This is a genomic window from Rhodococcus sp. MPR-R1B, from assembly GCF_058793255.1.
Genome location: NZ_JBXAFO010000004.1, coordinates 195,841 through 219,324, shown reverse-complemented (window position 1 = coordinate 219,324; position 23,484 = coordinate 195,841). Strand labels below are relative to the sequence as shown.

Genomic DNA, 23,484 nt, shown 5'->3' with positions numbered 1-23,484 from the left:
GGACCGGAATCAGGCGCCGGGGCAACGAACGGTGTACGACCACTCGGTGTGGTCAGGGCCCGTGACGCGAACCAGAACGGACGACGCCCCACCGGCGGGCACGTTGACGACAGCTGAACCAGTTCCCTCGTTGATGTTGTCGCCGATGTATCCGGTGCTGTGGATCAACCGACCTTCGTAGTACACCTCGATCAGGTCCGGGACGTTTTCGGTCTCGTAGCCGAGCACGAACGAGGTCGGGCCACCGCGGCCGAGTTCGTGCTTGGTGCTGGTGATTCCTGCGCCGCCCGAGACGGTCGAGGCGTCGCAGCGCTGGGTGGGCGCAAACGATCCGCCGCCGCCGCTGCCGCTGGCCAGGCCACTGAGAATGTCCCTGACGTTGCCACTGGCCAGGCCGTTGACGATGTCCGTCGCGCTGGTCGAGCCGGCGTTCAGGCCGCCGAGGACGTCGTTGAGGTTCCCGGTGGCGATCCCGCCGACGATGTCACCCACGCTGCCGCTGGCGATGCCGTTTGCGATGTCGTTCCCGATATCGCCGACGCTTCCGTTGATCGTGGCGCTGCCACTGTCGATGCTTCCTTGCACACTTTCTTCGATGCCGGGGGCAGCGGACGCAGTCGCCGGAAGCACGAGGGCAACCGCGGCTCCGATCGTCGCGGCCGCCGCCAAGGTTCGAACGCCGGGACGGCGAGAACTCCAGTTGTTCAACATATTTGCTCCACGGGTCGTTGGTCGGTCGTCCTTCAGAGCGATCCTGTCAGCGGAGCGGATCGGTGAATATCGTTTGTTCGGCTGACCCCGGACTGCGGGGCAGTCGTTCGTGTGCGCTGCGGCGGCCGACGGGCGAATTCGTTCACGACGGGGGAGTCATTAGGATCAAGTGGTGACCAGTGCAGCTCCAGAGAACCCCCAGACCCCCGCCGACGCCCTACCCAAGAGCTGGGACCCCAGCGCGGTAGAGGCCGATCTGTATCAAGGCTGGGTAGACGCCGGGTACTTCCAGGCCGACGCGACCAGCGACAAGCCCGGCTACTCCATCGTGCTGCCGCCCCCGAACGTCACCGGCAGTCTGCACATGGGCCATGCCCTGGATCACACCCTCATGGACGTGCTCAGCCGTCGCAAGCGGATGCAGGGCTACGAGGTGCTGTGGCTGCCAGGCATGGACCACGCCGGTATCGCCACGCAGTCCGTCGTCGAGAAGCAACTCGCTGCCGACGGAAAGACCAAGGAAGATTTCGGCCGCGAGCTGTTCATCGACAAGGTCTGGGACTGGAAGCGCGAATCCGGTGGAACCATCGGTGGCCAGATGCGGCGCATCGGTGACGGCGTCGACTGGAGTCGTGATCGTTTCACGATGGACGAGGGCCTCTCCCGCGCCGTCCAGACCGTCTTCAAGCGCATGTTCGACGAGGGCCTGATCTACCGCGCCGAGCGTCTCGTGAACTGGTCGCCGGTGCTGCAGACCGCGATCTCCGACATCGAGGTGAAGTTCGAGGACGTCGAGGGTGAGCTGGTTTCCCTGCGCTACGGCTCGCTCGACGACAACGAGCCGCACGTCATCGTCGCGACCACTCGCGTCGAGACGATGCTCGGTGACACCGCAGTGGCGGTCCATCCCGAGGACGAGCGCTACAAGCACCTCATCGGCACCACTCTCGATCATCCGTTCACCGGGCGTCAGATCCCGATCATCGCCGACGACTACGTCGACCCCGAGTTCGGAACCGGCGCTGTGAAGATCACGCCGGCTCACGATCCCAACGACTTCGAGATGGGCCTGCGGCACAACCTGCCGATGCCCACCATCATGGACAAGACCGGCAAGATTGCCGACACCGGAACCGAATTCGACGGAATGGACCGCTTCGAGGCTCGCGTCAAGGTTCGCGAAGCTCTCGCCGAGCAGGGACGCGTCGTCGCCGAGAAGCGTCCGTACCTGCACAGCGTCGGGCACTCCGAGCGCAGTGGCGAGGCCATCGAGCCTCGTCTCTCGTTGCAGTGGTGGGTCAAGGTCGAGACGCTCGCCAAGGCTGCGGGTGACGCGGTTCGCAACGGGGACACCGTCATTCACCCGGCGAGCCAGGAGCCACGCTGGTTCGACTGGGTCGACAACATGCATGACTGGTGCATTTCCCGTCAGCTCTGGTGGGGTCACCGCATTCCGGTCTGGTACGGCCCCGAGGGTGAAGTTGCGTGCTTCGGTCCTGACGAAACGGCGCCGGAAGGCTGGGTCCAGGATCCCGACGTCCTCGATACCTGGTTCTCCTCCGGACTGTGGCCCTTCTCGACGATGGGCTGGCCGGACAACACGCCCGAACTCGAAAAGTTCTATCCCACCAGCGTTCTCGTCACCGGCTACGACATCCTGTTCTTCTGGGTCGCCCGCATGATGATGTTCGGCACCTACGTGTCCGAGGACGAGTCGATCACCGCCGGTTCGGGTAAGTCCGGCGCGCAGATGCCGTTCAAGGACGTGTTCCTGCACGGACTGGTCCGCGATCAGTACGGCAAGAAGATGTCGAAGTCTCGCGGCAACGGTATCGACCCACTCGACTGGGTCGATCGTTTCGGCGCCGACGCCCTGCGATTCACACTTGCACGCGGCGCCAACCCGGGCAGCGACCTGTCCGTCGGCGAGGATTCGGCGCAGTCCTCGCGCAACTTCGCGACCAAGTTGTTCAACGCGACCAAGTTCGCTCTGATGAACGGCGCTGCTCCCGCGCCGCTGCCCGCTCGAAGCGAACTGACCGACGCCGATCGTTGGATCCTCGACCGTCTCGACACGGTCCAGGCCGAGGCGGACGCCGCATTCGATCGCTACGAGTTCAGCAAGGCGTGCGAAGGCCTGTTCCACTTCGCGTGGGACGAGGTCTGTGACTGGTACCTCGAACTCGCCAAGGTGCAGTTCGCCGCCGACGAGGCCGTCGCCGCGAACACCCGCGCCGTGCTCGGCAATGTTCTCGATGCACTGCTCCGCCTCCTGCACCCGGTCATTCCGTTCGTGACCGAAACCCTGTGGAAGGTGCTCACCGGCGGCGAGTCCGTGGTCGTCGCCGAATGGCCCGTGTTGTCCGGTGAGGCAGTCGACGCCCAGGCCGCAACGAGGATCGAAGACACGCAGAAGCTGATCACCGAGGTGCGACGATTCCGAAACGATCAGGGACTCAAGCCTTCCCAGAAGGTCCCGGCTCGTGCGTCCGGGCTTTCGGAGGCCGGCATGGACGGCCAGTTCGCCTACGTGGCGGCGCTGGCCAAGCTGACCGAACCCGAAGAGGGATTCACCGCGTCGATCTCCGTCGAGGTGCGCCTGAGCCAGGGCACCGTCACTGTCGACATCGACACCTCGGGCACCATCGACCTCGGCGCGGAGAAGAAGCGGCTCGAAAAGGACCTCGCGGCAGCGCAGAAGGAGCTCGTCACCGCTGACAACAAGCTGGCGAACGAGGCCTTCCTGGCGAAGGCGCCCGACGCCGTCGTGGACAAGATCAAGACACGTCGCCAGATCGCCGTCGAAGAGATCGAGCGCATCACGGGACGTCTGAAGGAGTTGGCCGACAAGTGAGTTCGTACGAGCCGTCCCAATTCGACGCTCAGAGTTCGGTTCCGACTCCGGTCGACATCGCCGAACTGGCGCTGGTGGAAGCAGAACTCGACAAGCGTTGGCCCGAGACCAAGATCGAGCCGTCACTGACTCGTATCGAGGCGCTCATGGATGTCCTGGGCTCGCCTCAGCACAACTATCCGTCGGTGCACGTCACGGGAACCAACGGTAAGACGTCGGTGACGCGCATGATCGATTCGTTGATGACGGCTCTGCATCGTCGCACCGGGCGAACCACCAGCCCTCATCTGCAGATCGCGACCGAGCGGATCAGCATCGACGGTCATCCGATCTCGCCGCGGCTCTATGTGGACACGTTCCGCGAGATCGAGCCGTACGTGCAGATGATCGACGCACAGTCGGAGGAAGCCGGGGGATCGGCGATGAGCAAGTTCGAAGTGCTCACCGCCATGGCCTATGCGGCCTTCGCGGAGGCGCCGGTCGACGTCGCCGTGGTCGAGGTCGGCCTCGGCGGACGCTGGGACGCCACCAACGTGATCGACGGGCAGGTTGCGGTGATCACCCCGATCAGCCTCGATCACGCCGAGTACCTGGGCACCGACCTGGCCGGGATCGCGGAGGAGAAGGCCGGGATCATCAAGAAGGGCCGCGAGGACCTGGTTCCGGTGGACACCGTCGCGATCATCGCCGAGCAGACTCCCGAAGTCATGGAGGTATTGCTGCGGCGTGCTGTCGAGGTGGAGGCCGCGGTCGCTCGTGAAGGCTCGGAGTTCAAGGTGCTTGCTCGCCAGATCGCGGTGGGCGGACAGCAGCTCGAACTTCAAGGCTTGAGCGGTGTGTACACCGACATCTTCCTCCCCCTTCACGGTGAGCATCAGGCGCGCAACGCCGCGCTCGCGCTCGCTGCCGTAGAAGCGTTCTTCGGTGCCGGTCCGGATCGACAACTGAATCAGGATGCAATCCGCAACGGGTTCGCCTCGGTCGTCAATCCCGGTCGCCTCGAACGTGTTCGGAGTGCGCCGACGGTCTTTCTCGACGCCGCCCACAATCCAGACGGTGCTCGCGCTCTCGCGGCCGCACTGTCCGCCGAGTTCGACTTCCGCAAGCTCGTGGGAGTGGTCAGCGTCATGGCGGACAAGGACGTCGACGCCATCTTGACTGCATTCGAATCCGTCTTCGACGAGATCGTCGTCACACACAACGGGTCACCCCGGGCGATGGACGTCGAAGAACTGGCGAACATCGCCGTCGCGAAGTTCGGCGACGAGCGCGTCGTCGTTGCGCCGGTGCTTGCCGACGCCTTGGAAGTCGCGATCGAAATCGCCGAGCAGGTCGCCGAACCCGGTGAGGCCGTATCAGGGGCGGGTGTGGTGGTGACGGGATCCGTCGTGACCGCAGGCGCCGCCCGCACGCTGTTCGGAAAGGACCCCGCGTGAGTACCCCGTCAGATGCCAATCCCGAGTCCGGAGACCACGAGCCCGGAGACACTGCCGGCGAGTTCGGGCCGCCGACCAAGGACCCGTGGAAAAGCTTCCGCGGAGTGATGGCCGGAACCCTGATCCTCGAGGCGATCGTCGTGCTGCTGGCTTTGCCGGTTGTCGCGGTCGTCGGCGGAGGCCTCACCGCGGCCTCCGCGGGATTCATCATCGGGTTGGCGGTACTGATGATTCTGGGTGCGGGCATCCAGGGCAAGCCGTGGGCGATGGGGTTCAACGTCGCGCTGCAGGTGATTCTTCTGTTCGGTTTCTTCGTCCACCCGTCGATCGCCGGTGTGGCGATCACCTTCGGGATCGTCTGGGGATACCTCGTCTACCTGCAGAGAGACATCAAGCGCCGGATGGACAAGGGCCTGCTTCCCGGTCAGCGGAACTGACCATTTAGGCTGTCCGCTGTGACTGAGCGCACCCTCGTACTGATCAAGCCCGACGCCGTTGCCCGTGGATACGTAGGAGAAATCCTCAGCCGTATCGAGCGCAAAGGCCTGACAATTGCAGCACTCGACCTCCGCGTAGCTTCCGAAGAGGTGGCTGGTAGCCACTACGCAGAACACGCCGAGCGTCCGTTCTACCCGAGCTTGTTGGAGTTCATCACCTCCGGTCCGCTGGTGGCCGCAGTGCTCGAAGGCCCCCGAGCCATCGCTGCTTTCCGTCAGTTGGCCGGCGGAACCGACCCGGTCGACAAGGCTCTTCCGGGTACGATCCGCGGCGACTTCGGACTCGAAGCGCAGCAGAACCTCGTTCACGGCAGCGACTCCGTGGAGTCGGCAGAGCGTGAAATCGCTCTGTGGTTCCCCGCGCTGTCGTCCATCTGAATCTCCGATCGGGCCTCTGGCCCACATGAACGGGCCTTCGGCCCACATCTCCACAGCGAATTCTCGGCACGTATCCCACATCGGTGCGCCCTTTGCAGTTGCAGGCGCGTTGGTGTGGGATACTGCTTTCAGTTGAACCGCAATTTGTTTTACGCACGTTCAACCGGATGACACCTAGGTTCGATGCCCTTTCATCGCTGCTCCAGGTCAACAGGAAATCCCTGGACCTCTGCACGCTGGATGATCAGGCGCTCGCGCACAGGACAACGGCCATCCAGCCAGGCACTTCATGTGCTCGCAGTGAATAACGGGCATTGCGGACCATGCGGAGCGAGACCTTACAATCTCGTACTCACTTCTGAGTGCGAGTACACACAGCACGCTCCCGCGTGGCCGCGTGACAACTCGACTTCTGGGTTGGACGCGCCCGGGGGCTGAGGAGACTTACGTGGCCGATCAATCCCCAACCGAATCAGATTCCAGCACCACCCCGGAATTTCCCGACAAGATGCGCGTACACGCGCTGGCGAAGTTGCTCGGCGTCACCAGCAAGCAGGTCCTTGCCGAAGCCGCAGCGCTCGGTACCGAATTGCGCAGCGCGCAGTCGAGTCTTCACCGTGACGTCGCTCAGCGGATTCATGCCTCGTTGACTTCCGCGGCCGAGGCCATCGAGCCCGTCGTCGCCGAGCTCGACACCCTCATCGACCCGGTTGTCGAGGCGCCGGTTGCCGAGGAGCCTGCTGCAGAAGCTCCCGTGGAGGCTGCTCCTGTTGCAGAGGCTCCGGCCGAGAAGCCTGTCAGGGCTCGTCGCACTCGCAAAAAGGTCGTCGTCGAAGAACCTGCAGCAGAAGAAGCAGTGGATCCGGCTGTCGCCGAGATCAGCGCTGGACTCGACGCCGCTGCTGCGCTGCAGAGCAAGGAAGCCGAGCAGTCCGATCTGTTCACTTCCTTCGAGGCGCCGCAGACCCATCAGCCCGAGGTGGCTCCCGCAGCGCCGCAGGTCCCGCTGTTCCTGCAGCCGGATCTCGAAGCCGCCGAGGTAGCTCCGCGTCGCCGTCGCGCACGCCGCGAGCCTGCTGCACCGGCGGTCGTCGAAGAGAAGCAGACAACCGCGGAAGCCGAAACCGTCGTTCCCGAGGCAGCGCCGGTTGCAGTTCCTGCCGTCGAAGAGCCGGCTGTGACCGCACCGCAAACCGAGGGCGAGAGCGCCGAGTCCGAGGACGAGGACGACGATCAGCCGCGTCGCCGTCGTCGTGGACGCCGTGGACGTGGACGTGGTCGCGGTGAACAGGGTGGCGAGCAGGGTTCGGACGAAGAGTCGGATACCGCTACCGAATCGGAGCAGGAATCTGCCCCTGCGGCAGTCGAGAAGCAAACCGACGACGCTGCCGGCGAAGAATCCGGTGATAAGTCCGAGTCCACCGCTGATGCGGATTCCGAGAATGCCGACGATTCCGATCTCGATGCCGACGGATCGAGCCGCCGTCGCCGTCGTCGTCGTCGCCGCAAGACCGGCACCGACGGCGCCACCGACGCGGCTGCGACGTCCGAGGACGATCCGCCGAACACCGTCGTTCACGAGCGCGAGCCGCGCAACAAGACCCGCGTCAAGGACGAGGTCCAGGGCATCAGTGGTTCGACACGTCTGGAAGCGAAGCGTCAGCGTCGCCGCGACGGTCGTGACGCCGGCCGACGTCGCCCACCGATCCTGACCGAGTCGGAGTTCCTCGCGCGTCGTGAGGCCGTCGATCGCGTCATGGTCGTGCGCGATCGGGCAGACAGCGGTCAGCCGCATGCGACTACACAGGTAGCAGTCCTCGAAGACGGAGTGCTGGTCGAGCACTTCGTCACCAACTCGGCGTCCGCGTCGATGGTCGGCAACGTGTACCTCGGACGTGTCCAGAACGTGCTCCCCAGCATGGAAGCTGCGTTCATCGACATCGGACGTGGCCGCAACGGTGTTCTCTACGCCGGTGAGGTCAACTGGGAGGCTGCCGGTCTCGGTGGCAACTCGCGCAAGATCGAGCAGGCTCTCAAGCCTGGCGATCAGGTGCTCGTTCAGGTCAGCAAGGATCCGGTCGGCCACAAGGGTGCTCGACTGACGACACAGATTTCGCTTGCCGGTCGTTTCCTCGTCTACGTGCCTGGTGGTACGTCCACGGGTATCAGCCGCAAGCTTCCGGACACCGAGCGCAAGCGTCTCAAGGAAATCTTGCGCGACATCGTGCCCGCCGACGCGGGCGTGATCATTCGCACGGCGTCCGAGGGGGTCAGCGAAGAAGAGTTGGCGCGCGACGTGACTCGTCTGCAGGCTCAGTGGGCCGGCATCGAGGAGCAGGCCGCGGCTGCGGACACCGGCAAGTCCGGCAACCCGCAGGCGTTGTACGAAGAGCCTGACATGCTGGTCAAGGTCATTCGTGATCTGTTCAACGAGGACTTCTCCAAGCTGGTCATCGAGGGCGAGAAGGCGCACACGACGGTCGAGAACTACATCAACTCCGTTGCGCCCGACCTGCTTCCGCGGCTCGAGAAGTACACGCCGAACAACGGTATCGACGTCTTCGCGGCTCGCCGTATCGACGAGCAGTTGGCCAAGGCACTCGATCGCAAGGTGTGGCTGCCGTCCGGCGGCACCCTGGTGATCGACCGCACCGAGGCCATGACCGTCGTCGACGTCAACACCGGCAAGTTCACCGGAGCCGGCGGAAACCTCGAAGAGACAGTCACCCGTAACAACCTCGAAGCGGCCGAGGAGATCGTTCGCCAGATGCGCCTGCGGGACATCGGCGGAATGATCGTCGTCGACTTCATCGACATGGTTCTCGAATCGAACCGGGACCTGGTCCTGCGTCGGCTCACCGAATGCCTGGGTCGCGATCGCACGCGCCATCAGGTGTCGGAGGTCACGTCACTCGGGCTCGTGCAGATGACGCGCAAGAAGTTGGGCACCGGATTGGTCGAGGCCTTCTCGACCACCTGTGAGCACTGCCACGGCCGCGGCATCATCGTCCATTCCGAGCCCGTCGAGGTGAAGTCCTCGGACGACGGAGGATCGCGTTCGGGCTCGCAGCGCAGTGATTCCGGTACCTCGCGCAAGAACAAGCGTGGCCGCGGAGACAAGTCGGCTTCGACCGAGTCCAACGGACAGGAAGCTCCGGCGCCGGAGGTTCCGGCCGTCGACGCGACGGTCAAGCGGGCTCATCCGGTGGCATTGGCGATGGCCTCGCATCACCACGACGACGACGAGACCGTCGCGGCCGACTCGACCGAGTCTGATTCCGCCGGTGTGTCTTCGGGGGACGATGCATCCAAAAGTGCCGATCGGCAACAAGATCGGCCGATCGATACTCCTGCTGCTGCTGAGCACCATGACGTTCCTGTTGTGGACTCTGCTGCGGAAGAAGTATCCGCAGTGGACAACGAGTCGGCCGCAGCTTCGACCGAAGCAGCTCCGCGCGGTCGTCGGCGTAGTCGCCGGGCGTCGCGGGCAGCGTCGGCACCGGTTGCCGAGGCAGCTCCCGAGGTGGGCACGGTCTTCGTGATTCCGACTCCGGAACCCGTGGTGGACGCGGTCGCGGAAAACGTTCCGGCTCCGGCCACCGAAGTTCCGGCCGAGGAAGAAGTTGTCGTCGTCAAGAGACCCCGTCGCAGGCGTGCAGCAGCACGTCCCGCAGGTCCTCCGGTAGACGGAGAGTAAGAACTACTGGCTTTCGGTCGGTTGGATGACTTCGCGATGAGCGAGGACATCCAACCGCTATCCGAAGTTTCAGCTGGTAGAAGCAGTACAGAGTAGTAAGCACCACCCCTCGGCGGGGCGGTTTGACCCTGACGGTTGCTTTCCCGTAACCTTGGAGGGTCGCCACCCGGCGGTAGAGATTCCGTGTGCCTAGAGTGCGCGTGAATGTCCCGGTACGTCAGTGCCGAGCCGAGGTGACATAAACCAGACCAGTCGCGATGCATTTGAAGCCTCAGGCAGCAGCGCGAGCAAGTTCGAAGAAGCAAGGGGTAGCCCTCCGATGGCAACGTACGCGATCGTCAAGACCGGCGGAAAGCAGTACAAGGTCGCTGTTGGTGACCTCGTCAAGGTCGAGAAGATCGAGGGTGAGCCCGGCACTGCTGTCTCGCTTGCTCCCGTTCTCGTGGTCGACGGATCCGACCTGACCACCGACGCGGCCAAGCTGGCCAAGGTCGCAGTCACCAGTGAGATCGTCGAGCACACCAAGGGCCCGAAGATCCGCATCCACAAGTTCAAGAACAAGACCGGTTACCACAAGCGTCAGGGCCACAGGCAGCCGATCACGGTGCTCAAGGTCACGGGCATCAAGTAACCAGTTCTTTCTAGCTAATTTCACCCGAGGAGGGTCAATAGCATGGCACATAAGAAGGGTGCATCCAGCTCCCGTAACGGTCGCGATTCAAACGCCCAGCGCCTCGGCGTGAAGCGCTTCGGCGGCCAGTCGGTCAGCGCAGGCGAAATCCTGGTTCGCCAGCGCGGCACGCACTTCCACCCCGGCGTCAACGTCGGCCGTGGCGGCGACGACACCCTGTTCGCTCTCGCTGCCGGTGCAGTCGAGTTCGGCCAGAAGCGTGGACGCAAGACCGTGAACATCGTTCCGGCCGTCGTTGCGGCTGAGGTCTAGTCTTTCTCGCTAGTTGTGCGTCATCGGTTCTACTTCGGTAAGCCGGTTCTGCTTTCGGTAAGAGAGTGACGCGTTCCAAGCTCCCGATAGGGGCGGACCAGGGTTGAAATAACCCGGTCCGCCCCTATCGTTTGTTTAAGCAGTACCCGTTTTGCCCCGAGCAACCCTGCTCACCAGAAGTTCAGCTCATCGCGTGAGACCCGCAATTGACTGAGGAAGGATCCGGCAGTCATGTCCCGATTCATTGACCGTGTTGTGCTGCACGTCAGCGCTGGAAAAGGCGGCAATGGTTGCGCCTCCGTACACCGCGAGAAGTTCAAACCGCTCGGCGGTCCGGACGGTGCCAACGGAGGTCGCGGTGGCGACGTCATCCTTGTGGTCGACGAGAACATCCACACCCTCCTCGACTTTCACTTCCATCCCAACGCGAAGGCGACCAACGGCAAGCAGGGCGCCGGCAGCAACCGCGAGGGCGCAAACGGTGAAGACCTCATCCTCAAGGTTCCGGATGGAACTGTGGTTCTCGATACCGACGGCAACGTGCTTGCCGACCTCGTGGGAGTCGGTTCGCGCTTCGACGCCGCTCAGGGCGGCCGCGGCGGACTCGGCAACGCAGCGCTGGCGTCGAAAGCCCGCAAGGCTCCCGGTTTCGCACTCCTCGGTGAGGACGGTGTCGAGCGTGACCTGGTTCTCGAACTCAAGGCGGTAGCCGACGTCGGTCTGCTCGGATTTCCCTCTGCCGGTAAGTCTTCGCTGGTGTCCGTTCTCTCTGCGGCCAAGCCGAAGATCGCCGACTACCCCTTCACCACTCTGGTCCCCAACCTCGGCGTCGTCTCGAGCGGTGACACCACCTTCACCGTCGCCGACGTGCCCGGGCTGATCCCCGGTGCAAGCGAAGGCCGCGGTTTGGGCCTGGACTTCCTGCGCCACATCGAACGCTGCGCCGTATTGGCGCACGTGATCGACTGCGCCACCCTCGATCCGGGACGTGACCCGATATCCGACATCGACGCCCTGGAAGCAGAGCTGGCCGCGTACACGCCCGCGCTCTCCGGCGACTCGGGACTCGGTGACCTCGACAAGCGCCCGCGCGTCGTCATCCTCAACAAGACCGACGTTCCCGAGGCCGCCGAATTGGCCGAAATGGTCACGCCTGAGATCGAAGCTCGCGGATGGCCGGTCTTTACCATCTCAGCGGTGAGCCGAGAAGGATTGCGACCGTTGACATTCGCGCTGGCGAAGATGGTCCGCGACTACCGCGAAGCTCATCCGAAGCCCGAGCCGAAGCGCCAGGTCATTCGCCCGGTCAAGGTCAAGGATTCCAGCTTCACCATCGAGAAGGATCCCGATATTCCCGGTGGGTTCGTCGTCCGAGGCACCCGCCCGGAGCGGTGGATTCGTCAGACCGCCTTCGACAACGACGAGGCCGTTGGTTACCTCGCCGACCGTCTTGCTCGATTGGGCGTCGAGGACGCATTGGTCAAGAAGGGCGCTCAGCCAGGAGCTTCCGTCACCATCGGTGACGTCAGCTTCGAGTGGGAGCCGATGACGCCGGCCGGTATCGATCTGACCCGCACGGGCCGTGGAACCGACCCGCGTCTCGATCAGGTGGAGCGCATCGGCGCCGACGAGCGCAAGCACGCGCGTCGTGTCCGCCGCGGCTTGCTCGACGAAGACGCCTGACCCACGCGATTTCAGGACGAAAACCGAAGAGAGGGAACGGGACTGTGCTCGGGTCCACCAGGGAGTCGATAGCGTCGGCTCACAGTATCGTCGTGAAGATCGGGTCGTCTGCGCTCACCAGTCTGGTGGCGGGACTCGATACTCACCGACTCGATCTGTTGGCCGATGCCATCGAGGCTCGCATGCGTGCGGGTTCCGATGTCGTCGTTGTCTCGTCCGGTGCCGTCGGCGCCGGACTGGCGCCGCTGGGACTGACCAAGCGACCGCGGGATCTCGCGACCAAGCAGGCTGCGGCCAGCGTCGGTCAGTTGGCTCTGGCTCACGCCTGGGGTACGTCGTTCGCCCGTTACGGGCGTACCGTCGGGCAGGTTCTACTCACGGCTGACGACATCGCTCGACGGACGCAGCACCGCAACGCCCAACGGACACTCGATCGTCTACGGGCATTGCACGCGGTGGCGATCGTGAACGAGAACGACACCGTTGCCACCACCGAACTTCGATTCGGTGACAACGATCGGCTGGCTGCACTGGTTGCTCATCTGGTCGGCGCCGACGCGTTGATCCTGTTGTCGGATGTGGACGGACTGTACGACGGGGATCCCCGAAAGGGCGATGCCACACTGATTCCCGAGGTCAACAGTCCCGAGGATCTCGACGGTGTGGTTGCCGGTTCGGGTGGCGCCCTCGGTACCGGAGGCATGGCGTCGAAGCTCTCAGCAGCACGCCTGGCCGCTGATTCCGGCGTGCCGGTTCTGCTCGCGGCAGCATCGGACGCTGCGCAGGCACTCAGTGGTGCCGATGTCGGAACGGCATTTGCGCCGCGGCCGACGCGATTGTCGGCCCGCCGATTCTGGGTTCGTCACGCCGCTGACACATCGGGTGACCTCCACCTCGACGAAGGCGCCGTCCGCGCGGTCGTGTCCAAGCGTCGAAGCCTGCTGTCCGCTGGCATCGTCGGTGTATCCGGTGACTTCCACGCCGGCGACGTCGTGTCCCTGATGGGGCCGGGGGAGAAGCCCGTCGCCCGGGGTGTCGTTGCGTTCGACGCTGCGGAGATCGAGGAGATCCTGGGGCGCTCCACCACCGATCTACCGGCCGACATGCAGCGTCCTGTGGTTCACGCGGACGACTTGGTGGCGCTGTAGCTTTCGTGCTCGACGAGGGCGGAAAGTGCTTCAGCGCAACCGACTTCGAGCTTGAGGTCGGCGAATTCGTCGCCGCGAGTCGTGCCTCGATTGACGATGGCGATCGGCTTCCCGGTCTTGGCGGCATGCCGGACGAAACGTAGGCCGGACATCACGGTCAACGACGACCCGGCTACCAACAGTGCGTCGGATTGGTCGACGAGGCTGTATGCACGGGCGACGCGTTCCTTGGGGACGGATTCGCCGAAGTAGACGATGTCCGGTTTGAGTAAGCCACCGCACACGGCGCAATCCACGACGCGAAAGTGTGCGGTGGATTCGATCACGGCATCTGCGTCGGGTGCGATTTCGACTCCTGTTGCAGCAGCGACTGTTTCGGCGAATCCGGGATTGGCTTCTTCCAGTCTCTCCGCGAGAGTGGTGCGGGAGATCAGCCGCTGGCAGCTCAGGCATCGAACCTGCGCGTAGGTGCCGTGGAGGTCGATGACGTTTCGCGCGCCGGCCTTGGTGTGCAGTAGGTCGACGTTCTGGGTGATCACGCCGACGGCTCGCCCTGTTCGTTCCAGTGCCGCGACGGCCCGGTGGCCCTGGTTGGGGCGGGAGCTGTCCATGTATCGCCAGCCGATGTGGTTGCGCGCCCAGTAGTGCCGCCGAAACGCCGGATCGCCGATGAACTGCTGGAACGTCATCGGATTGCGCGGGGGTGAATCAGGTCCGCGGTAGTCCGGGATTCCGGAGTCGGTGGAGATGCCGGCGCCTGTCAGAACTGCCAGGCGACGGCCGGCCAGGAGCTCGGGGAGGGCGTAGAGGCGGCTGTTGTCGGTAGGCACCGTTCCAGGATAGGCGCGTGTGCGAGACGGGGGCGCGGAGGAAGTCCGAAATGTTCAATAGAACACGTGTGCGATCGCCAATACTCGTACACATGAACACAGTGAACCCGATCCCTGCTGGTTACCGCACGATCACTCCCTACCTTGCGGTGCCGGACGGCCATGCCGCACTCGACTACTACAAACGAGCACTTGGAGCTGAGATAGTCGATGCGATGAACGCACCTGACGGCTCCCTCATGCATGCGGAGATCCGGATCGGCGATTCGATGCTGCAGCTTTCGCAGGAGATGCCGGACTTCGGTCTCAAATCACCGCAGGACGGCTGGGTGCATTCGTCAATCGTCGTCTACACCGAGGACACGGACGAGTTTGTCGCTCGGGCAGTCGCCGAGGGAGGCACGCTGGTCACGGCTGTGGCCGATACATTTTCGGGCGACCGGCATGGAGTGTTTCTCGATCCGTTCGGCCACAGGTGGGCAGTATGCACGAAGGTCGAGGATGTACCTGCCGAAGAGGTCGCTCGCCGGGCGCGGGCGCTCTTCTTTCCGGAGACGCAGTCGCCACAGTAATTTGTGGCAACCGTGGTCCGAGCATTCGAGCTTCGGCGGCGTGCTCAGTATCCGGCTACGGGGTCCACGAGGGCAGCCAGCGCCTCACCCTTCGCGAAGCGGGTCACGTTCTTGGAGACGTGATCCGCGAACGCGGCGGGGCGAACGCCTGGCGGATTGGAATCGTGGGGTGTGATGATCGCATTCGTCAGATCCCACAGTGGGTGACCGTCCGGGAGGGGTTCGGGATCGGTGACGTCGAGACCGGCGCCGCCGATCTGTTCCGACTCGATGGCCTCGACCAGTGCGTCGGTGTCGACCAGTGATCCGCGCGCGACATTGATCACCCAGGAATGGGGTTGCATCGCCGCCAACTGCGCACGGCCCACGAGGTGACGGGTGGCCGGGGTGGCGGGCGCAGCAATCACGAAGTGATCTGCGCGAGAATAGATTTCATCCATCCTGGATGCGGGGTACGTCGAGATCGCCCCGGGGACCGGGCTACCGGAACGATTGACTGCGATGCTGTCCGCCCCCTGCGCGGCCAGCATCGGAATCAGCGCGCGGCCGATACCGCCTGCGCCGATGATCGCAACCGTCGAGCCACGAAGGGTGCCGATCTTGGGAAAGAACTCGAACTGACGCCACGTTCGAGCCTCGATGTGTGCAGGCAAGTGGCGAACTCCGGCCAAGAGAAGCATGAGTGCATGCTCGGCCACCGACGCCGAAAACGCACCGGCCGCCGAGGTCCACGTGATTTCTGTGTCCTTCGGAATCACACCGGAGTCGAACCAATCCTCGATTCCCGCCGACGGAAGCTGCACCCACCTGACCGACGCCGGTAACTCCGACGGAAAGGTCTCGGGTGAGCCCGCCCAGATCAGGGCGTCCGCAGTGTCGATCGGACTGATCAGACCACCGCCCCGAAGCACCGCGCTGTCGAGCAGTGCATCGGGGACGGGGCCGATCGCTACGCGTGGAGAGGTGTCAGTCGCCATGACTAGACGCTACGCGGGGACCTCCACCAGTGGGTAGACACCGTTCTCGTCGTGCACCTCACGCCCGGTGACCGGCGGATTGAACACGCACAGCATGCGCATCTGCGTGTCCGGCTCGACGCGGTGACGCTCGTGGCCGTTGAGCAGGTACATCGACCCCGGTGCGAGATCGTATTCCTTGTTGTTGTCGAGGTCGATCAGCTTGCCGGTGCCCTCGACGAGCCAGACAGCCTCGACGTGGTTGGCGTAATGGAACTCGTTGACCGAACCCGCCTTGATGGTGGTCTCGTGGAACGAGAACCCGACGCGGTCGCCGCCGAGGACGATGCGCTTGCTGCGCCAGTTTCCGTCCTCACTCGTGATGTCGCGGTCGGTGTCGGTGATCTCGGTGGTGGTGCGAACGATCATGGGAGAGTCCTTCCTCTAGCTGCAGACCTTGAGTGTCGCCTCGGCCAGGATGGAGAGGCCGTGCTCGAGCTCGTCGTCGGTAATCGTCAGTGCGGGAAGCAGTTTCACAACCTGGTCGGAGGGTCCGGAGGTCTCGGCGAGCAATCCCTCGTCGAATGCCAACTGGCAGACCTTGCCGGCGCGCTCGGGCTGTTCGAAGACGAGGCCCTGAACCAAGCCACGCCCGCGGTGCGAGACCTCGCCGGGGAACTGATCGGAGAGGTTGGCGAAGCATTCGCTGATGCGTGCGCCCTTCTTCAGCGTCGTCTTGGTGAGGGCGTCGTCGGACCAGTAGTGGTCGAGTGCCACCTTGGAGGTGACGAACGCCGGGTTGTTGCCGCGGAATGTGCCGTTGTGCTCGCCCGGTCCCCAGACGTCGAGTTCACGCTTGAACAGCGTGAGCGCCATCGGCATTCCGTAGCCGCTGATCGACTTGGACAACGTGACGATGTCGGGAACGATTCCGGCCTCTTCGAAGGAGAAGAACGGGCCGGTACGGCCGCAACCCATCTGGACGTCGTCGACGATCAACAGGATTCCGCGATCCGAGCACAGTGTTGCCAGCGCCCGAAGCCATTCGGGGCGAGCGACATTGACGCCACCTTCACCCTGCACGGTTTCGACGATCACTGCCGCGGGGCGGTTGATTCCACTGCCGGAATCATCGAGAACGCGGGAGAACCACTGGAAGTCCTCGGTGACGCCGTCGAAGTAGTTGTCGAAGGGCATCGGTGTCGTGTGCACGAGGGGGACACCGGCGCCCGCGCGCTTCATCGAGTTACCGGTCACGGAGAGTGCACCAAGTGTCATTCCGTGAAATGCGTTGGTGAAGTTGATGACTGCCGAACGTCCGGTGACCTTGCGAGCCAGCTTCAATGCAGCCTCGACGGTGTTCGAGCCGGTCGGGCCGGGGAACTGGACCTTGTAGTCCAGTCCGCGTGGCTCGAGGATGTTGCGCTGAAAGGTCTCGAGGAATTCGCGTTTGGCGACAGTGGACATGTCGAGGCCGTGCGTGATGCCGTCGTTCATGATGTAGTCGACCAGTGCGGACTTGAGCACCGGGTTGTTGTGACCGTAGTTGAGTGCGCCGGCGCCGGCGAAGAAATCGAGGTAGTCGCGTCCGTTCTCGTCACGAATCCAGGATCCGGATGCGCTGGTGAACACTGCGGGCCAGTCACGGCAGTAGCTGCGAACCTCGGACTCGAGGGTTTCGAAAATGCTTGCTTCGTTGATATTCATATCTTCTTTGTTCCTCCGGGGCATGCTGTATGCCGAGCGCGAAGTGCGCTAGGCGCCGATCGTGTAAAGATCTTCGGCTTCGTGTCCATCGGGAAAATCGTTGGGCGAGAACAAGGTCTGCCTGGTTATCGGTACTTCGCGCCGACGTGCGAGCGCGGTGAAGAGTGCGATCGAAGCCTCGTTGTCGGGGCTGATCGTGGTCTCCAGATGTGTAACACCCAGTGGGGCAGTGCGATCCATCAAGTCGGACAGCATACGGGCAGCAATTGCCTTGCCGCGCTGGTCTTCGTCGACCGCAACTTGCCACACGAACAGGGTTTCCTGAGCGCTGGGACGGGTATAACCGGAAACGAATCCGACTACGCGGCCGTCTACCTCCGCGACGATGGACGTCGCGCTGAAATCCCTGCACCACAACAGGTATGCATAACTCGAATTGAGGTCGAGCACCTTCGAATCACGTGCGATCTCCCAGAGCCGGACTCCGTCATCGATCTGTGGGCTTCTGAACAACACCGCGTCCGGCGCGGTGGTCGGGATAGCTCTCGTATCAACAGGCTTCATCGGTCATCTGAACGTAACAATCATTGCTGTCGAAGTCATGCAGATGTCCGTTTCGGGCCGTGTGGAACCCGTTGCGCCCCAGGTGAGGACATGAATGTGATGGTGCTCACATTATGTAACTTTTGCCGTTGTCGGAGCGACTATTTCGGGCAAAAACTCGCTATTTCGGGCTTGCGAGCGCCAACGGAAGTACAGAGTGAGCACCAGCCTGTCGAAGTGCGCGTGCGGCCATCGTGAAAGTCCAACCGGTATCGGCGATTGCGTCGACAAGAAGTATCGGTCCCTGGTGGATGCTCATGTCCGGGACTTCCCAAACATCGACCAGTCCGGACACGCGATAGGCGGAGTTCGCTGCCGACACCGGAGGGTGGTCGGGGCGCAAGCGAAGGGTGCCCAGGTCGGTCAATCGCCCGACCTCGGCCAGCTTGGCAGCCAGGCTCGACACCAGCAACGGATGCGTCGTGGATTCGAGGGCCATGACACCGGTGGGGCGCTCGGCCCAATTCCAGGCCGCCAGAACGCTGATACACGCGCTGACCACCGCATCGGGTACCTCGGCGTCGGGACCGTCGAAAAGCGCGCGGAGACGTTGACCCCAGCCCAGGTCCGACATCCGTCCGAGAATGCGCCCGGTTTCGGGCCCCTCGGTGATCTTCCCGGACAGCTTGACGCCCAGCTTGCTCAGGCCGGTCGGCCACATCTTGCGCGGCTCCAGGTCGAATCCGGGGCGCTGCAAGCGCGCCCGAGTCTCGTCGAGGGCAGCGGTGTCGACAGTGGTGTCGTAGCGATTGCCTGTGCAGTTGTCACAGCGACCGCACTGTGAGTTCTCCGAGGTCAGACCAGGATCGTCGAGTTGTTCACGCAGGAAGGTCATTCGACACGTCGTGATGCTCTGGTACTCGACCATTGCGGCCTGCTCGGCCTGGCGAGCGTCGTCGAGTCGGCCGTAGCGCTCGGCGTCGTACACCCAGGGTTCGCCGGTGCTGATCCACCCGCCCTTGACGCGTTTGACCGCGCCGTCGACGTCGAGGACTTTGAGGACCATCTCGAGACGCGTGCGATTGAGCTCCACCAGAGGTTCGAGTGCCGGTGTCGACGTGGCCTTTTCGGTGTCGAGGTGTTCGATGACGCTGCGGACCAGGTGCTCGCGGGGGAAGGCGACCGAGGCGAAGTAACTCCAGATCTGCTTGTCCTCGGCGCCAGGCAGGAGGATCACGTCTGCCCTGTCGGTGGAACGACCGGCGCGGCCCACCTGCTGGTAGTACGAGATCGGCGACGACGGTGCGCCGAGGTGGACGACGAACCCGAGATCAGGCTTGTCGAAGCCCATCCCGAGTGCCGAGGTGGCCACCAGAGCCTTGACGCGATTACCCAACAAGTCCTGCTCGAGAGATTCACGTTCAGTGGGATCGGTCTGGCCCGTGTAGGCGGCGACAGTATGGCCGCGCTCGGAGAGCAGGCTTGCGAGGTCGCGCGCGGCCGAAACCGTCAGCGTGTAGATGATGCCCGATCCCGGCAGCGTCTCGAGCATGTCGGCAAGCCAGGCAGCGCGCGCCGTCGCCTCCGGAATGTGGACTACAGAGAGGTGAAGCGACTCGCGTTCGAGCCCGCCGCGAAGGACGAGGGTTTCCTCACCGCCGACGCCGAGTTGGGCGGACACGTCCTCGACGACGCGGTTGTTGGCCGTCGCCGTGGTTGCGAGGACGGGAATGCCCTCGCCGAGTTCGGCGATCAAGGTCCTGATGCGGCGGTAGTCGGGACGGAAGTCGTGGCCCCAGTCGGAAACGCAGTGAGCCTCGTCGACCACTACCAAGCCGGCATCAGCTGCCAGGGCCGGGAGCACCTGATCGCGGAAGTCAGGGTTGTTCAGGCGCTCGGGGCTGACCAGAAGGACGTCGAGATCATTGGCTGCGACGCGGGCATGGATGTCGTCCCATTCGGTGACGTTGCCCGAATTGATGGTTGCGGCGCGCACTCCGGCACGTTCGGCAGAACTGACCTGGTTTCGCATCAGGGCCAACAACGGAGAGACGATGACGGTGGGGCCGTGGCCCGTTGCCCGGAGCAGCTTCGCCGAGATGAAGTAGACCGCAGATTTGCCCCAGCCGGTCCGCTGTACGACGAGCGCGCGTTTGCGCTGCACCACCAGCGCCTCGATGGCCGTCCACTGGTCCTCGCGTAGCCGGGCATCCGGCCCCGCGAGTTCGCGGAGCAGCCGCTCGGCTTCGTCGCGCATGGCTGGGGCAGTGGCGGTGGTCATGGACCCCATGGTGCACGACCCTGCCGACACGTGCGGGCTTCAGGCCTTGGCAACAGGTTCCTGTAGCTCGGTGACCCAGCCGTCGACATCCTCCGGGCACGCCAGCGTCACCTCACGGCTGGGGCCGGCATTGCGGTATCCCGCTGCGTCGATCCATTGAGCCAGTGCCTGATAGGCGGGCAGACAGTTGTCCATCGAACCCTTGTGCATCAGCGAGGCCACGTGCTCTTCGGCCCGCAGGTCCACCACAGCGAACTCGTAGTCGCCCTCGGGATCCGCGTCTACCGGCAGCGCGGCATGCACGACGACGTTCTCGTCGTCACCGGCATCCTCGTAATACGCGACGGCGGGTCCGATCGCGGCGATACCGGCGCGATCCAAACCGGTACAAAGCCGCTCGTACAACCCGCGAACCACCGGGCCGATCGACGACGGATCCATCGTCTTGGCGGTACCGGTCAACTCCGCGACCCGCAGCGCCGGAACGGACTTGATCACAACCTCGTATGCGGACATCTGTCCCTCACTTTCGATGATGCGGAGGCGCGCCTGTACATGCGCCAGTCGCGCGGTGTCTTCCTGGATTCGGGTTTCGAGTTCTGCTCGGCGAAGCGTGAGCATCCCGCGGATCTCGTCGACGGTGACCGCCGACTCCACCACTTGCTGGACCTGGGCCAGAGTCAGGCCCAACTCCTTGAGAGCGACGATGCGGTTGAGCAGCGCCAACTGGCCCGCGGTGTACGAGCGATACCCGGTGGATGCGTCGACCCTCGCGGGTGTGAGCAGGCCGATGGCGTCGTAGTGGCGGAGCATGCGCACCGACACACGACCTGCTCTCGCAAAGTCTCCGATGCTCAACATTGTTGCTCGCCCCGTTTCTCTCTCACGAACCCGATACCTACAGGTTTACGACCTCACACGGTGTCAGGGTCAAGCTGTCGGTTCAGGACTTTTTCGATCGCAGCGCGAGTGGGTGACGACACCGACGCGCCGCGGGCCGTCGTCGCCAGACTTCCCGCCGTGGCAGCAAACTGCAGGGCGCGGTCCTGGCCCTGCACCCACTCCACGGCGAAGGCGCCGGTGAAAGCATCGCCTGCGCCAGTTGTGTCCACGGGTGTCACGGCCGGGGAGTCGGCGTGGATTGTCTCCTCGCCCGACCGGAGATCCGCGCCGCCGGCCCCGAGCGTCGTGACGAGGTATCGGACGCGACCGGTGACCGCGGCCAACTGCTCCGACTCGGTCTGGTTGACGATCAGGATGTCGACAGACTCGATCAGGGCGCCCGGAAGGTCTTGTACCGGTGAAGGATTGAGGATGACAGTTGTTCCGTTGGCACGCGCGTGCCGGGCCGCTGTGGTGACCGTGTCGAGGGGTATTTCGAGTTGGCACAGGAGAACGTCGGCGTGTGCGATCGCGTCGAGGTCTACTTCGGACAATGAGGTGACCGAGGAATTGGCGCCCGGGACGACGATGATGTTGTTCTCCGCGTCCTCGCTCACGGTGATGGCGGCAACGCCGCTCGGGCCGTCGACACTACGAAGCAACGCGGTGTCGACCCCGGCGTCTTGCAGGGTCTCGCGCAATTGGGTGCCGAAACCGTCGTCGCCGACCGCGCCGACGAACGACACGTCCCCACCGGCCTTCGCGGCGGCGATGGCCTGGTTGCTGCCTTTGCCTCCCGCCGCGGTGGCAAAGGCAGTGCCGAGCAGCGTTTCTCCCGGAGCTGGGAATCTGGACACTGACGTGGTCAGATCCATGTTGATACTGCCGACGACGACGATTCGAGGCGTGCTCATACCTCGAGGTTATCGGCCTTCATTCTCTTTCGACGAACCTTGCGGATGATCCGACGTGCTTCCTCGTCGGTGGCGACGGAGGGCGGAGAGCCGTCGAGTGGCTTGCGTGCGGTCTCGGGGATCATCAGGACTGCGATACCGCCGATCACGGCGGCGATCATCATGTACATCGGTGCGACCAAGTTGCTGCCCGTTGCACTTTCGAGGGCGGTGAGCACCAGGGGAGTGGTCCCGCCGAAGATGGAGACCGCGAGGTTGTATCCGATTGCCAAGCCGCCGTACCTGATTCCGGTCGGAAACAGTGCGGGAAGCACGGACGGGAACACACCGACGAACAGCAGGAGCAAGCCGCCGAGAATTGCGAGTCCCAGGAAGACCGTCACGTAGTTGCCGACGCCGATCAGAAGGTAGGCAGGCAGGGACAGGACGAAGAATCCGATGAAACCGCTGAGCAGCAAGGGTTTACGCCCGACGCGGTCCGAGAACTTTCCGACGTAGCTGATTCCCATCATCATCACGATCATGACGATGATCATCAGAACGAGTCCGTGGGATTCGTCGTAACCCAACGTGTTGGTCAGATACGTCGGCATGTAGCTGAGCAGTCCGTAGTGAGCGATGTTGTACGTGGCCACCAGGACGATGCACAGAACAAGCGGACGCCAGTTGTCGACGAGAGTTTCGCGTAGTTTCTTGCCTGTGGATTCATCTGCGAGGGAGCGCTCTTCGGCCTGCTCCATCATCTGGAATGCGGGGGTTTCCTCCAAACGCAGACGGAGGTACAGGCCGATGAGACCCAGAGGTCCGGCAATGAGGAAGGGGATGCGCCAGCCCCACTGGAGTAGGTCCTCGGCACTGACGACGGTCTGGATGATCGTCACGATGCCCGCTGCCGCCACATATCCTGCCAGAGTCCCGAATTCGAGGAAGCTGGCGAAGAAACCGCGGCGCTTGTCCGGTGCGTATTCGGCGACGAACGTACTGGCTCCGCCGTATTCGCCGCCGGTGGAAAAGCCCTGCAGTAGGCGTAGGAGTACCAGCAGGATCGGGGCGGCGATACCGATGGATTCGTAGCTCGGGATGAGGCCGATGGCGAAGGTGCTGCCCGCCATCAGAATGATGGTGGTGGCCAGGACTTTCTTGCGTCCGATGCGGTCACCGAGTGGACCGAAGAACAATCCGCCGAGTGGGCGGACGATGAAGGCTGCCGCAAAAATTGCAAAGGTAGAGAGGAGTTGAGCGCTGCCGCTCGCGTCCGGGAAGAACACTTTTCCTATAGTGGTAGCTAGATATGCGTAAACGCCGAAATCGAACCACTCCATGGCATTTCCGAGCATCGTTGCCTTGACAGCGCGCTTGACGGACGCATTGTCGGTGACGCAGACATCGGGTGATTCGGCCACTTCGAGAGCGCTTATCGAGTTCTCTGGTGTAGTCATGACATGCGCTCCC

Annotated in this window: 20 protein-coding genes; 10 read left to right on the top strand and 10 right to left on the bottom strand. The window is 63.6% G+C overall.

What is annotated here, in order from left to right; genetic code table 11:
* Positions 1-9: 9 nt before the first annotated feature.
* Positions 10-711, bottom strand: a complete 702-nt coding sequence (locus AC1Q61_RS08460) for a hypothetical protein (protein ID WP_019749074.1) — start codon at positions 709-711, stop codon at positions 10-12.
* A gap of 172 nt (positions 712-883) precedes the next feature.
* Here AC1Q61_RS08460 and AC1Q61_RS08455 point away from each other — a divergent pair, with 172 nt between their 5' ends.
* From AC1Q61_RS08455 to proB, 9 genes are all read left to right on the top strand, one after another.
* Positions 884-3,565, top strand: a complete 2,682-nt coding sequence (locus AC1Q61_RS08455; RefSeq protein ID WP_050654661.1) for a valine--tRNA ligase — start codon at positions 884-886, stop codon at positions 3,563-3,565.
* Complete coding sequence (gene folC, locus AC1Q61_RS08450; protein WP_492650879.1) at positions 3,562-5,001, top strand: bifunctional tetrahydrofolate synthase/dihydrofolate synthase; 1,440 nt, start codon at positions 3,562-3,564, stop codon at positions 4,999-5,001. The genes AC1Q61_RS08455 and folC overlap by 4 nt, the downstream gene beginning before the upstream one ends.
* Positions 4,998-5,438: a DUF4233 domain-containing protein gene (locus tag AC1Q61_RS08445; RefSeq protein WP_492650878.1), complete on the top strand. Its 441-nt coding sequence runs from the start codon at positions 4,998-5,000 to the stop codon at positions 5,436-5,438. Before folC ends, AC1Q61_RS08445 begins: the two co-directional genes overlap by 4 nt.
* An 18-nt stretch (positions 5,439-5,456) precedes the next feature.
* Positions 5,457-5,876, top strand: a complete 420-nt coding sequence (ndk, locus tag AC1Q61_RS08440) for a nucleoside-diphosphate kinase (protein WP_003944527.1) — start codon at positions 5,457-5,459, stop codon at positions 5,874-5,876.
* A 448-nt stretch (positions 5,877-6,324) separates the two neighbouring features.
* Positions 6,325-9,573, top strand: a complete 3,249-nt coding sequence (locus AC1Q61_RS08435; protein ID WP_492650877.1) for a translation initiation factor IF-2 N-terminal domain-containing protein — start codon at positions 6,325-6,327, stop codon at positions 9,571-9,573.
* A 319-nt stretch (positions 9,574-9,892) separates the two neighbouring features.
* Entirely contained in the window at positions 9,893-10,204 is a 312-nt protein-coding gene (rplU, locus tag AC1Q61_RS08430) for a 50S ribosomal protein L21 (RefSeq protein ID WP_003944533.1), read from the top strand.
* A gap of 42 nt (positions 10,205-10,246) precedes the next feature.
* Positions 10,247-10,516, top strand: a complete 270-nt coding sequence (gene rpmA, locus AC1Q61_RS08425) for a 50S ribosomal protein L27 (protein ID WP_003944532.1) — start codon at positions 10,247-10,249, stop codon at positions 10,514-10,516.
* Positions 10,517-10,747: 231 nt separating this feature from the next.
* The gene (obgE, locus tag AC1Q61_RS08420) at positions 10,748-12,199 is read left to right on the top strand and encodes a GTPase ObgE (RefSeq protein WP_492650876.1); all 1,452 of its coding nucleotides are present in this window, start codon (positions 10,748-10,750) and stop codon (positions 12,197-12,199) included.
* 44 nt (positions 12,200-12,243) lie between these two features.
* Positions 12,244-13,347, top strand: coding sequence for a glutamate 5-kinase (proB, locus tag AC1Q61_RS08415; RefSeq protein ID WP_003944552.1), 1,104 nt, complete (start codon positions 12,244-12,246; stop codon positions 13,345-13,347).
* Here proB and AC1Q61_RS08410 read toward each other — a convergent pair.
* Positions 13,320-14,177, bottom strand: a complete 858-nt coding sequence (locus tag AC1Q61_RS08410; protein ID WP_492650875.1) for an NAD-dependent protein deacetylase — start codon at positions 14,175-14,177, stop codon at positions 13,320-13,322. The genes proB and AC1Q61_RS08410 overlap by 28 nt on opposite strands.
* 50 nt (positions 14,178-14,227) lie before the next feature.
* Between AC1Q61_RS08410 and AC1Q61_RS08405 the strand changes: the two genes are divergently transcribed.
* Positions 14,228-14,749: a VOC family protein gene (locus tag AC1Q61_RS08405; protein ID WP_081377472.1), complete on the top strand. Its 522-nt coding sequence runs from the start codon at positions 14,228-14,230 to the stop codon at positions 14,747-14,749.
* Between the two features lie 44 nt (positions 14,750-14,793).
* Here AC1Q61_RS08405 and AC1Q61_RS08400 read toward each other — a convergent pair whose 3' ends face one another.
* The 8 genes from AC1Q61_RS08400 to AC1Q61_RS08365 form a co-directional block, all read right to left on the bottom strand.
* Positions 14,794-15,726 (bottom strand): D-isomer specific 2-hydroxyacid dehydrogenase family protein, encoded by a 933-nt coding sequence (locus AC1Q61_RS08400; RefSeq protein ID WP_007731007.1) that lies wholly within the window; start codon positions 15,724-15,726, stop codon positions 14,794-14,796.
* 9 nt (positions 15,727-15,735) lie between these two features.
* Complete coding sequence (locus tag AC1Q61_RS08395) at positions 15,736-16,134, bottom strand: ectoine synthase (RefSeq protein ID WP_003944463.1); 399 nt, start codon at positions 16,132-16,134, stop codon at positions 15,736-15,738.
* A gap of 15 nt (positions 16,135-16,149) precedes the next feature.
* Positions 16,150-17,412, bottom strand: coding sequence for a diaminobutyrate--2-oxoglutarate transaminase (ectB, locus tag AC1Q61_RS08390; protein WP_003944528.1), 1,263 nt, complete (start codon positions 17,410-17,412; stop codon positions 16,150-16,152).
* A 48-nt stretch (positions 17,413-17,460) separates the two neighbouring features.
* Positions 17,461-17,976, bottom strand: coding sequence for a diaminobutyrate acetyltransferase (gene ectA, locus AC1Q61_RS08385; protein WP_003944572.1), 516 nt, complete (start codon positions 17,974-17,976; stop codon positions 17,461-17,463).
* A 160-nt stretch (positions 17,977-18,136) separates the two neighbouring features.
* A complete protein-coding gene (locus AC1Q61_RS08380; protein ID WP_030536630.1) occupies positions 18,137-20,236 on the bottom strand; it encodes a RecQ family ATP-dependent DNA helicase in 2,100 nt (699 codons plus the stop codon).
* 39 nt (positions 20,237-20,275) lie between these two features.
* Positions 20,276-21,097, bottom strand: coding sequence for a MerR family transcriptional regulator (locus AC1Q61_RS08375; protein ID WP_054826237.1), 822 nt, complete (start codon positions 21,095-21,097; stop codon positions 20,276-20,278).
* Between the two features lie 53 nt (positions 21,098-21,150).
* Positions 21,151-22,032, bottom strand: a complete 882-nt coding sequence (locus AC1Q61_RS08370) for a ribokinase (protein ID WP_492650874.1) — start codon at positions 22,030-22,032, stop codon at positions 21,151-21,153.
* Positions 22,029-23,471, bottom strand: coding sequence for an MFS transporter (locus AC1Q61_RS08365; protein ID WP_003944479.1), 1,443 nt, complete (start codon positions 23,469-23,471; stop codon positions 22,029-22,031). Before AC1Q61_RS08365 ends, AC1Q61_RS08370 begins: the two co-directional genes overlap by 4 nt.
* Positions 23,472-23,484: the final 13 nt, after the last annotated feature.